Raw genomic sequence first — 11,783 nt, forward strand, 5'->3', positions numbered from 1 at the left:
CGGAGCAGGCCATGAAATTTACTGACATTTTCATTCGTCGCCCCGTCCTTGCCCTCTCCATCAGCCTGCTGATCGTATTACTCGGTCTGCAGGCACTGAAGGGGATGCAAGTACGGGAATACCCGAAGATCACCAATACGGTGATCACGGTTACGACCAGCTACTACGGGGCCAGTGCCAACCTGATCCAGGGCTTTATCACTCAACCCCTGGAACAGGCGATCGCTCAGGCCGACAACATCGACTACATGACCTCGAAGAGTCAGTTGGGTTCCTCCACCATCACGGTGAACATGAAGCTCAATACTGACCCGAACGCAGCCCTGTCCGATGTCTTGGCCAAGGTCAACTCGGTGCGCTCCCAGTTGCCCAAAGAGTCGGAAGATCCGAGCCTGGATATGTCCACCGGCTCCAGCACCTCGATCATGTACATCTCCTTCTCCAGTGATGAGTTGAACGCCTCCCAGATCACCGACTATCTGGAGCGGGTTATCAAGCCGCAGCTCTTCACCGTGGGCGGGGTCGCCAAGGTCAACCTGTATGGCGGCACCGAGTTCGCCCTGCGTATCTGGCTGGATCCGGAGCGGATGGCCGCCTACAACCTGACCGCCAGCGAAGTAATGTCGGTGTTGCAGTCCAACAACTACCAATCCTCACCGGGTCAGGTGACCGGCTATTACATGCTGTATAACGCCGACGCCAATACCCAGGTCGACAACGTCGCCGACCTGGAGAAGCTGATCGTCGCCAGCCGCGATAAGGCGGTGGTGCGGTTGCGGGATATCGCCAAGGTCAGCCTGGAGAAAAACCACGACGTCTACCGCGCCATGGCCAATGGCAAGGAAGCGGTCGTCGTTGGTCTGGATCCATCGCCAACCGCCAATCCGCTGGAGATTGCCGCCAAGGTCGTCGAGATGATGCCGGAGTTGCAGCGCAACCTGCCCTCCACCATCAAGATGGAGATGCTGTATGACTCCACCGAGGCGATCAATGAATCCATCGACGAGGTGGTGAAAACCATCGCCGAAGCCGGGGTGATCGTTCTCATCGTCATCACCCTGTTCCTCGGTTCGTTCCGCGCCGTGGTGATCCCCATCATCACCATTCCGCTGTCACTCATCGGCGTGGTGATGCTGATGCAGATGTTCGGCTTCACCATCAACCTGATGACCCTGCTGGCCATGGTGCTGGCCATCGGCCTGGTGGTGGATGACGCCATAGTCGTGGTGGAGAACGTCGATCGGCATATCAAGGCCGGTGAAGAGCCCTTCCGGGCCGCCATTATCGGCACCCGGGAAATCGCGCTGCCGGTTATCTCCATGACCATCACACTGGCGGCTGTGTATGCGCCGATTGCGCTGATGGGAGGGGTCACCGGCTCCCTGTTCAAGGAGTTTGCTCTCACCCTGGCGGGATCTGTGTTCGTTTCCGGCGTTATCGCCCTGACCCTGTCGCCCATGATGTGCGCCAAGATGCTCAAGGCACACACCAACCCGAATGCCTTCGAACGCGGCGTGGAAAATACCTTCGAGCGGCTCACCAATGCCTACTCCCGGGCCCTGGATGCGGTGATGGAGCACAGACCCGTGGTGATCGGCTTTGCGGTCATCGTCTTCGCCTCCTTGCCGGTGCTGTTCAAGTTTATTCCGGCCGAACTGGCACCCTCCGAAGACAAGGGCGCCTACATGATGATGGCCAAGGCTCCCAACACGGCGAACCTGGATTACATCCAGAACAGCATGAGCGAAATCACCACCCGGCTGAGTAAAGATCCGGCCATGGCCACCAGCCTGTCGTTTGCCGGTATTCCGAACTCGAACCAGGGCATGGGCATTGCGGTCATGAAACCCTGGAGTCAGCGTCCACCGCTCAAACAGGTCATGGAGCGTACCAACGCCGATATGCAGAACATACCGGAGATGACGGTCAGCTCCTTCCAGTTCCCGGAACTGCCAGGCGCTGGTAGTGGTATGCCGTTGCAATATGTCATCACCACCCCGAACAACTTCGAGAGCCTGTTCCAGGTTGCCGACCAGATGTTGAAGAAGGTGCAGGCCAATCCGATGTTCATCTACTCGGAACTGGATTTGGCCTATGACTCGGCCACCATGCGCATCACGGTGAATCGGGACAAGGCGGGTGCTTACGGCATCACCATGCAGGATATCGGCGTCACTCTGAGTACCTTCATGAGCGATGGTTACGTCAACCGCATCGACTTGAACGGCCGCAGCTACGAGGTTATTCCCCAGGTAGAGCGCAAGTACCGTCTCAACCCCGAGTCACTCAAACGCTACTATGTGCGCGCTGCCGATGGTACCGCGGTGCCGCTGGGTAATCTGGTCAATGTCGAGCTGGTCACCGAGCCACGCTCGCTGCCAACCTTCAGTCAGCTGAACTCGGCAAGCATCAGCGTGGTCCCCACGCCCGGTGTGACCATGGGCGATGCGGTGAACTTCTTCGAGCAAGAGATCACCCCGCTGTTGCCTCTGGGTTACCAGCACAACTACATGGGTGAAGCGCGGCAGTATGTCACCGAAGGGAATGCTCTGATGGGCACCTTCGCCCTGGCACTGTTCGTCATCTTCCTGGTACTGGCTTCGCAGTTCGAGAGTGTGCGCGACCCGCTGGTGATCCTGGTGTCCGTGCCGCTGGCCATTTGTGGCGCGTTGATTGCCATGGCCTGGGGCTTGTCGACCATGAACATCTATACCCAGGTCGGTCTCATCACCCTCGTCGGTCTGATTACCAAACACGGGATCCTGATCTGTGAAGTGACCAAGGAGGAGCAGCTCAAACGCGGTCTCTCCAAGATGGAGGCGGTGAAGCATGCGACCCGCATCCGTCTGCGGCCAATCCTGATGACCACGGCAGCCATGGTCGCGGGCCTCATCCCGCTAATGGGTGCAACCGGAGCCGGCGCCATCAGCCGTTTCGGTATCGGTCTGGTGATCGTTGCCGGTCTCTCCATCGGCACCCTGTTTACCCTGTTCGTGTTGCCGGTGATCTACACCTACCTGGGTGAAAATCACAAGCCACTCGAAGAGTTTGACGAAAGCCTGCCCCACAAGGCCCTGGCCGAGCACTAAACCGGTCCCTTGCGTCATCCAAGCCAGTCCCTTCGCGGACTGGCTTTTTTCTTGCGCAACGCCCCAGCCGAACTCAAATGAACCCGGCTCCGGTTAATCTCAACGAGCATACTGCTGCAAAACCTGAGACATCTGTCTCGACCAGGCTCCGGAGTCTACTGCCTGCTGAAAGGCCTTGGTTACCGCAGGAAGAGCCCCACGCCGATGAGGCAATAGCATCAGATACAGTGGCATGCTCTGGAGCGGGGGTTCATGCAGGTAATACACGGCGATCTTGACCCGGTTAAGCTGGCGAGCAACCTGATCACGTCCCAAGACCAGGACATCAAAACGCCCGGCGGCGAAAGCCTGGACCAGTTTAGGCACGCTATTTCCCCGATATACCCGGGGATAATTCACGCTCCAGGCTTCTGACAACTGGTTGCCCCGCTCAATCCCCAATCGATAACGGGCCAATGCATCGGGAGTTGTCGCAGCCAGCGGCTTGAGACTGACCGCCATCAAATCATACTGATGCAAGGCCACAGGCACTATTTCCAGGGCAGGTACCGAATCACGGGCCCGCTCGGTCAAGAAGAAAGCCCCATCACCGCGGCCTGTCTGCAACTCGGCGATCAGCCTGGCTTGCGGAACATAACGCACCGTTGCCGAGATCCCGGCTTGCTGCAGTATCGATTGCATCAGGGGAGCAAAGGGTCGCATGGGCGGTGTCGCAAGGAGTTGCCAACTCTCGACGGCCAGCAAGGAGGGGCACCACACGAGCAGCAAGACTCCGAGTATATTCCGGAGCAGGTCACGCATTCCGAATCACCTCGCTGACAACAAATCGATGGTTAAAGCATAGTCGCTACCGGCCTGCGCGGACTCCAGCGCCACAATGACTCCCCGTTCACCGTCGCTTGCGCCATTTGAGTGCACGCCCCTCCCCAGCCCCAATCCGGTGCAACCCCATGGTGGCTGAGTTCTACCCAATCACGCTGGGCTGGCACAGCCCTTGTATAGCTCTGTTCGATACCCGCTCAGGATGAGCGTGATACGCCGGATGGTCCGGCCCCTTTTGGAGAGTACGCTATGACACCTTCTACCCCATCGTCTGCTGTTACCCACTCCCTGCTGGCTCTGGCCATCGTGGCCGCCACCTCGGCCAGCGCCGCACCGCTGCAAACCCTCGGCAAATCGGAAGGCGTGGTCGATATCATCGCCTGGCCCGGCTATATCGAGCGCGGCGAGAGCGACAAGCAGTATGACTGGGTCACGCAATTCGAGAAGGAGAGCGGCTGCGAGGTGCGGGTCAAGACCGCCGCCACCTCCGATGAAATGGTGGCTCTGATGGCCAAGGGGGGCTATGACCTGGTCACCGCCTCCGGCGATGCCTCCTTGCGTCTCATCTATGGCAAGCGGGTGCAACCGATCAACACAGCCCTGATCCCGAACTGGAAGAATATCGATCCGCGCCTGCTGGATGCCCCCTGGCATACCGTCAAGGGCGAGCACTATGGCGCCCCCTACCAGTGGGGACCCAACGTGCTGATGTACAACACCAACGTCTTCAAGGAAGCACCCACCAGCTGGGGCGTGCTCTTCTCCGCCCAGAACCTGCCGGATGGCAAACCGAACCAGGGCCGGGTCCAGGCTTATGATGGTGCCATCTATCTGGCCGATGCCGCCCTCTACCTGAAACACGCCAAGCCGGAACTGGGCATCACGGATCCCTATGAACTGAACGAAGCCCAGTACGCGGCCGTGCTGGAACTGGTGCGCGGCCAGCATCCCTTGGTCCACCGCTACTGGCACGACTACAACGTGCAGATGAGTGACTTCAAGAACGAAGGGGTGGTCGCCTCCGGTGCCTGGCCGTTCCAGGTCAATGCCCTGCAGGCCGAGAAACAGCCCATCGCCTCCACCATCCCGGTAGAAGGCGCGACGGGTTGGGCCGATACCACCATGCTGCACGCCGAGGCCGCCCATCCGGTCTGTGCCTACCAATGGCTGAACTGGTCACTGACTCCCAAGGTGCAGGGCGATGTCGCCGCCTGGTTCGGCTCAGTGCCTGCCGTACCGGCAGCTTGCAGCGCGTCCAGCCTGTTGGGCGCCGAGGGCTGCAAGACCAACGGTCTGGATAACTTCGACAAGATCGCCTTCTGGAAGACCCCGCAAGCCAAGTGTGCCCAAGGCAGTTGTGTGCCCTATAGCCGCTGGGTGCAGGATTACATCGCCATCATGGGCGGTCGTTGATCCGAGGAGGCGTTATGAGTTTTGCCGTTGAATTCTCCGCCGTCAGTCGGATCTATGGCTCGGTCAAGGCCGTGGATCAGGTCTCCTTACGCATCGAACCGGGTGAGTTTTTCTCCATGCTGGGGCCGTCAGGCTCCGGCAAAACCAGCTGCCTGCGGCTGATGGCGGGGTTTGAACAACCGGATCTGGGCGCCGTCTATCTGGGAGGTATCGACGCCAGCGGCTTGCCGCCCTATCAACGGGATGTGAATACCGTATTTCAGGATTACGCCCTGTTCCCGCACCTGAATGTCTGGGAGAACATCGCCTATGGCCTCAAGGTGAAGGGGGTGGGCCGCGGCGATCGCATGGCCCGCGCCGAGGAGGCGCTGGAGCTGGTGGCGCTGGGCGGCCTGGGTCAGCGCAAGCCATCCCAGCTCTCCGGCGGCCAGCGGCAACGGGTGGCGCTGGCGCGGGCGCTGGTCAATCGCCCCAAGGTGCTGCTGCTGGATGAGCCCCTGGGCGCGCTGGATCTGAAGCTGCGGGAGCAGATGCAGTCCGAACTCAAACGCCTGCACCGTCATCTGGGCATCACCTTCGTCTATGTGACTCACGATCAGAGCGAAGCGCTGTCGATGTCGGATCGGGTGGCGGTGTTCAACAAGGGGCGGATCGAGCAACTCGACTCGCCCCGTCAGCTCTACTCCCGACCGCAGACACCGTTTGTCGCCCGCTTCGTCGGCTCCTCCAACGTCATCGAGGGCGAGCTGGCTGCCAAGCTCTCCGGTGAGGCCGTGCCGTTTGCGATCCGGCCGGAGCATGTGCAGCTCATCCCGGCCTGGGGCAGCCACGAAATTCAGGTCGAGGGCAAGCTCAAGCATATTCACTATCACGGTGCCTACAGCCGCTTCGAACTGGATCTGGGCCAGGGCCAGCAATTGGCGATCCATCTGCCCCACCGGGAGGGCGAAGAGTCCGAGTTCCCGGAGATCGGCACCCGGCTGGGCGCAGGCTGGTCCCGCAGTGCCATGGTGCCGCTTGTGGCCGATATTGCAGACGGAGCCCAGCCATGACAGCCGCCGCCCTGCCATCCCCCGGCCTGATGCGCCGGGCCGCCAGCTGGTGCTATCTGCACCCCAAAGCCACGCTGTTGCTCTGGCTGGCACTGCCCCTGTGCTGGTTCGTAGTGCTCTATCTGGGGTCGCTCGCCACCCTGCTGGCGCAGAGCTTCTACACCTTCGATGACTTCACCATGTCGGTACTCCCCGACTGGACCCTCGACAACTACCGGCAGCTGCTCAACCCCGGCAATGTGGACATAGTGCTGCGCACCGTGACCATGGCGGCGGCAGTAACGGTCGCCGATGCCCTGATGGCCTTCCCCATCGCCCTGTATATGGCGCTGTATGCCTCACCGCGCATCAAGGCGCTGTTCTATATCGGCGTCATGCTGCCGATGTGGGCCAGCTATATCGTCAAGGCTTACGCCTGGAGCGTGATCCTGGCTAAGGGCGGTCTGCTGCAGTGGCTGTTGCAGGCGGCAGGCCTGCAACCGCTGCTGGATCTGCTGCTGACCACGCCGATTGGTGGCAATACTCTGGCCACCTCGCACCTCGGGCGCTTTTTGGTCTTCAGCTACATCTGGCTGCCGTTCATGATACTGCCGATCCAGGCGGCGCTGGAGCGTATCTCCCCCAGCCTGCTGCAGGCGGCGAGCGACCTGGGGGCGCGCCCCCGGCAGGTGCTGACGACCGTGCTGCTGCCGCTGGCGTTTCCCGGGGTGGTGGCTGGCTCCATCTTCACCTTCTGCCTGACGCTGGGGGATTACATCATCCCCACGCTCATCGGCCCTTCCGGACTCTTCATCGGCACCATGGTCTACACCCAGCAGGGCGCGGTCGGCAATATGCCGCTGGCGGCGGCCTTCACCCTGGTGCCCTTGCTGATCATCATGCTCTATCTGTGGTTTGCCAAACGACTGGGGGCCTTCAATGCACTCTAACAACGGCGCCTCACCCCTGTTGAAACTGCTGGCCTGGTGCGGCTTGGCCCTGCTGCATCTGCCGCTGCTGGTCATCGCCCTGTATGCCTTCAATACCGAGAGCGCCGCGTTCAGCTTTCCCCTGCAGGGCTTCACCTTGCAATGGTTCGGCATGGCGCTGAGCCGACCGGATGTGCTGGCCGCCATCGGCCTCTCCTTGCAGGTCGCGGCCCTGGCCACCCTGCTGGCGATGATCCTCGGCACGCTGGCGGCGCTGGCCATCTGGCGGCATAGCTTCTTCGGCCGCGACGGCATCTCCATGCTGCTGGTGCTGCCCATAGCCCTGCCCGGCATCATCACCGGGCTGGCGCTGCTGGCCAGCTTCAAGCAGTTGGGGATCGAGCCCGGCATGCTGACCCTGGTGGTCAGCCACGCCACCTTCTGCGTGGTGGTGGTGTTCAACAACGTCATCGCCCGCTTCCGCCGCACCAGCCTGAACCTGATCGAAGCCTCGATGGACTTGGGCGCCGATGGCTGGCAGACCTTCCGCTATCTGGTGCTGCCGAATATTGCTACCGCCCTGCTGGCGGGCGGCATGCTGGCCTTCGCCCTGTCGTTTGACGAAATCATTGTCACCACCTTCACCGCCGGGCATGAGAAGACACTGCCCATCTGGTTGCTGGGACAGCTGACGCGCCCCCGGGATGTGCCAGTGACCAACGTGGTGGCGCTCTTGGTGATGCTGGCGACCGTGCTACCGATTTTAGGCGCCTATTATTTAACGAAAGATACCGACTCGGTGGCGGGCAGCGGCAAGTAGCCGCCTCTGGATGCACGCCAGCCACCCCGACCTTTATGCAGAGCAGGAGCGACACCATGCAGACCAACCTACTGATAAACGGCCAACTGATTCCGGGCGCGGGCACTCCGCTGCCGGTGATGAACCCCTCGACCGGCGGCGAGCTCATCGCCATCGCCGAAGCCAGCCCGGAGCAGGTGCTGGCCGCCGTAGCGGCCGCCGATGCCGCCTTCCCCGCCTGGGCCGCGACTCCGCCCCGGGAGCGTGCCGCCCGGCTGCTGGCCATTGCCGATGCCATCGAGGCCAAGGGCGAACAGTTTGCCCGTCTGGAGTCCCTCAACTGCGGCAAGCCGTTCAGCGCCGCGCTGAATGACGAGATCCCGGCCATCGCCGACACCTTCCGCTTCTTCGCCGGTGCCTGCCGCTGCCTCGGCGGCTCGGCCGCCGGTGAGTATCTGCCCGGCTTCACCTCGATGATCCGCCGCGACCCGCTGGGGGTAATCGCCTCCATAGCGCCCTGGAACTACCCGCTGATGATGGCGGCCTGGAAGCTGGGACCGGCGCTGGCCGCCGGGAATACCGTGGTGATCAAACCCTCGGAGATCACCCCGCTCACCACGCTGGCACTGGGCGAGCTGCTGGCCGAGCTGCTGCCACCGGGAGTGGTCAACATCGTCCATGGCCGCGGCGGCGACGTCGGCATGCCGCTGGTCAGCCATCCGCGCGTGCGCATGGTCTCCCTCACCGGCTCCATCGCCACCGGTAAGAAGCTGGTCGAGATTGCCTCCCAGACCATGAAGCGCACCCATATGGAGTTGGGCGGCAAGGCGCCGGTCATAGTGCTGAATGATGCCAATCTGGAAGAGGTGGTCGCCGGCATTCGCACCTTCGGCTTCTACAACGCCGGGCAAGATTGCACCGCCGCCTGCCGCATCTACGCCCAGAAGGGGATCTACGACCAGCTGGTGGCCGATCTGGGCAGCGCCGTCAGCAGCCTGAAGATGGGTCTGCAGGATGACCCGACCACCGAGCTGGGGCCGCTGATTTATGGCGCGCACCGGGATCGGGTCGCCGCGTTTGTCGACCGCGCCCGGGCGCAATCCCATATCGAAATCGTCACCGGCGGCAAGCTGGGCGCAGGTCCCGGCTACTTCTATGAGCCGACCCTGATCGCCGGTGCCCGGCAGAGCGATGAAATCGTGCAAAAAGAGCTGTTTGGCCCCGTGGTGTCCATCACCCCGGTCGATGACTTCGAGCAGGCCATCGCCTTTGCCAACGACTCCGAGTATGGCCTCGCCTCCTCCATCTGGACCCAGGATGTCAGCAAGGCGATGACCGGTGCCGCCGCCCTGCAGTATGGCTGCACCTGGATCAACACCCACTTCATGCTGACCACGGAGATGCCCCACGGCGGCATGAAGCAATCCGGCTATGGCAAGGATATGTCGATGTACGGGCTGGAAGAGTACACCTGTGCCCGCCATGTGATGGTGAAGTGGTGATTCCTGCTCCCGCCCCACCGTGTGGGTCGGTTCACTGAACAGGAATGTGGCGGCGGGGATAACCGATAAGCCGACCGTCGGCATCAGGGATGATGCCGTCGAGCCTCCATGGACGGATTTACGGCGTGTCGGCGCTTGGTTGCCCCGGCGCTGCACGCCCCTAACACCCGGCGAGAGCCACACAGGTTCGAACTCCGCACGGGGAAATAGGAAATAGCGCATCCCATCGGGATGAAATGGAACAAAATATAAATAATCAGCCAGGAGACTTATTTATTATTCAATAATTCACAACCTTATATTCTGCTAACTTTTGGCAGACACTCTGAATGACCATATGGTTATATCAGCAATTATCAGTGATTCATTCAAGCCATTTCCCATAGTGGGCAATGTCGAATTGTCGCGCCCCAAATAAAATATTAACTCATTGTTTATATTGAAATATTTAATTGACGCTCCCGGCTTTATTGTTTTAACTTCAATGTGCTTTTGCTGATTTTCAGTCACTCATGGCCGGTGCTTGCACCTTGCTGATACATATAAGCAACCATGGGCGGATGAATACTCCTCTTGACGATAGCGCCTTGTTAATCCCGCCTGCGCTATCAAAAATCAGACTTTATTTATGAACCATAAACTCTGATGGATATATCTCTATGAACAGGATTGTTACCTCTATTTTTGCCCTGCTCTGTCTGGGGGTCTCTATGCATGCTCATGCCACCACCTATGCCTACCGCGCCAGCGTGCTGGATTTTGTCGCCGACCCGCACAGTGAAAAACAGGCCGCCCGCTATCTGGAAGATGGGGTGCTGATTGTCGAGAATGGCAAAGTGGTCGAAACCCTGGACTACGCGGCACTGAGTGCCGAACGTCGCCAGCAGCTGACCCTGGTCGATTATCGGGGCAAGTTGCTGCTCCCCGGCTTTATCGATACCCATATCCACTTCCCCCAGACCGAGATGATCGCCTCTTACGGCGAACAGCTGCTGGAGTGGCTCAACACTTACACCTTCCCCACCGAGCGGAAATTTGCCGATGCCGGTTATGCCCGCCAGCGCGCCGATTTCTTTATCAACGAACTGTTGCGCAACGGCACCACCACGGCGCTGGTGTTTGCCACCGTGCATCCCCAATCGGTGGATGCGCTGTTTGCGGCCGCCCAACAAAAAGAGATGCGGCTGATCGCCGGTAAGGTGCTGATGGATCGCAATGCCCCGGACTATCTGCAAGACACGGCGCAAACCGGCTATGAGCAGAGCGAGGCGCTGATCAAGAAATGGCACCACAACGGCCGCCTGCTCTACGCCGTGACGCCGCGCTTTGCGCCGACCTCCACCCCCGAGCAGTTGGCGCTGGCGGGCAAGCTGCTGGCCAAGTACCCGGATCTCTATCTGCACACTCACCTGAGCGAAAACAAGAACGAGATCGCCTGGGTCAAGTCGCTGTTCCCGGAGCGCAAAAACTATCTGGATGTCTATGCCCACTACGGCCTGACCGGCCCCCGCTCGGTGTTTGCCCACGCCATCCATCTGGAGCAGGACGAGATCGATACCCTGGCCCACAGCCACTCGGCCGTCGCCTTCTGTCCCACCTCCAACCTGTTCCTCGGCAGTGGTCTGTTCCGGCTCCATCCGCTGAAACAGGCGGGCATCAAGGTCGGCATGGGCACCGATGTGGGCGCAGGCACCAGCTTCTCCATGCTGCAAACCCTGAACGAAGGCTACAAGGTGCAGCAACTGCAGGGGGAAAAACTCTCGGCGCAGGAAGGCTTGTATCAGGCCACGCTGGGCGGTGCCCGGGCGCTGCAACTGGAGGATAAGCTGGGGAATTTCCTGCCCGGCAAGGAGGCGGATTTCGTGGTGCTGAACTGGGCCGCCACGCCGCTGCAGCAACTGCGCATGGACAATGCCACCAGCCTGGATGATCGCTTGTTTGCCCTGATGATGCAGGGGGATGACCGCAACGTGCAGGCCACCTATGTGATGGGTAAACAGGTGTTCTAAACATGCCGCACAGGTTGCCGCGCTTATGGCGTCCCGGGCGGGAGCGCCGGGCGCGGCAATCTTTTGGGTTCGTCCTTCCAGGCGCAGTGCCCATGGCGCTCCCCCCTCCTGAGCCTCAGCCCGTTGCGGCCACCGTTTCATCATCCCGACACACGGCTGTCATGGAATCGACACAGCCGCTTGGCAGAC

8 protein-coding genes are annotated in these 11,783 nt (G+C 60.6%); 7 read left to right on the forward strand and 1 reads right to left on the reverse strand.

What is annotated here, in order from left to right; all coding sequences use genetic code 11:
- Positions 1 to 11 precede the first annotated feature (11 nt).
- Complete coding sequence (locus tag ACZYUB_RS12210; RefSeq protein WP_463948250.1) at positions 12 to 3,089, forward strand: multidrug efflux RND transporter permease subunit; 3,078 nt, start codon at positions 12 to 14, stop codon at positions 3,087 to 3,089.
- Positions 3,090 to 3,188: 99 nt separating this feature from the next.
- Here the strand turns inward: ACZYUB_RS12210 and ACZYUB_RS12215 are convergent, their stop codons facing one another.
- A complete protein-coding gene (locus ACZYUB_RS12215) occupies positions 3,189 to 3,890 on the reverse strand; it encodes a substrate-binding periplasmic protein (protein WP_463948252.1) in 702 nt (233 codons plus the stop codon).
- Between the two features lie 270 nt (positions 3,891 to 4,160).
- On the opposite strand from ACZYUB_RS12215, the gene ACZYUB_RS12220 reads away from it, so the two are divergent.
- The 6 genes from ACZYUB_RS12220 to guaD all read left to right on the forward strand — a co-directional run bounded on the left by ACZYUB_RS12220 (position 4,161) and on the right by guaD (position 11,594).
- Positions 4,161 to 5,324, forward strand: a complete 1,164-nt coding sequence (locus ACZYUB_RS12220) for an ABC transporter substrate-binding protein (protein WP_463948254.1) — start codon at positions 4,161 to 4,163, stop codon at positions 5,322 to 5,324.
- Positions 5,325 to 5,338: 14 nt separating this feature from the next.
- Positions 5,339 to 6,376: an ABC transporter ATP-binding protein gene (locus ACZYUB_RS12225; RefSeq protein ID WP_463948256.1), complete on the forward strand. Its 1,038-nt coding sequence runs from the start codon at positions 5,339 to 5,341 to the stop codon at positions 6,374 to 6,376.
- Positions 6,373 to 7,305 carry an ABC transporter permease gene (locus ACZYUB_RS12230; protein WP_463948258.1) on the forward strand — a complete coding sequence of 311 codons (933 nt, stop codon included), beginning with the start codon at positions 6,373 to 6,375 and terminating at the stop codon, positions 7,303 to 7,305. Before ACZYUB_RS12225 ends, ACZYUB_RS12230 begins: the two co-directional genes overlap by 4 nt.
- Positions 7,295 to 8,104, forward strand: coding sequence for an ABC transporter permease (locus ACZYUB_RS12235; protein WP_463948260.1), 810 nt, complete (start codon positions 7,295 to 7,297; stop codon positions 8,102 to 8,104). The genes ACZYUB_RS12230 and ACZYUB_RS12235 overlap by 11 nt, the downstream gene beginning before the upstream one ends.
- A 56-nt stretch (positions 8,105 to 8,160) precedes the next feature.
- Positions 8,161 to 9,585: a gamma-aminobutyraldehyde dehydrogenase gene (locus ACZYUB_RS12240; RefSeq protein WP_463948262.1), complete on the forward strand. Its 1,425-nt coding sequence runs from the start codon at positions 8,161 to 8,163 to the stop codon at positions 9,583 to 9,585.
- Positions 9,586 to 10,295: 710 nt separating this feature from the next.
- Positions 10,296 to 11,594 carry a guanine deaminase gene (gene guaD / locus ACZYUB_RS12245; protein WP_463948297.1) on the forward strand — a complete coding sequence of 433 codons (1,299 nt, stop codon included), beginning with the start codon at positions 10,296 to 10,298 and terminating at the stop codon, positions 11,592 to 11,594.
- The last annotated feature ends 189 nt before the right edge of the window (positions 11,595 to 11,783 follow it).

The organism is Pseudaeromonas sp. HNCC25DJ182, assembly GCF_055413365.1.